General features: G+C 73.5%; 1 pseudogene. It reads left to right on the plus strand.

Going from position 1 to position 294, the window contains the following annotated elements:
- Positions 1-45: 45 nt before the first annotated feature.
- A pseudogene (locus MJ643_RS30600) lies at positions 46-294 on the plus strand (hypothetical protein); the annotation flags it as partial.

Raw genomic sequence — 294 nt, forward strand, 5'->3', positions numbered from 1 at the left:
CGACGCGACCGAGGACTTCCTCGGCCAGGCGAAGGGCTGACCGCCATGACCACGACCGCTGCACCCCGCACCCCGGCGGCGCGCCCGGCCGGCGCCCCCACCGGGCACCGCGCCCCCGCACGGCGCTCCCGCTCCCTGCGCGGAGGCGTCGCCCCCTACGCCTTCATCGCCCCCTTCTACATCCTGTACGTGCTGTTCATGATCGTGCCGATCGGCGCGGCCATCTACCTGAGCCTCACCGAATGGGTGGGCCTCGGCGCCCCCGAGTTCGTGGGCCTGCGCAACTACGGGAAC

This window comes from Pseudomonas sp. PNPG3 (genome assembly GCF_023093815.1).
GTDB lineage: Bacteria > Pseudomonadota > Gammaproteobacteria > Pseudomonadales > Pseudomonadaceae > Aquipseudomonas > Aquipseudomonas asiatica.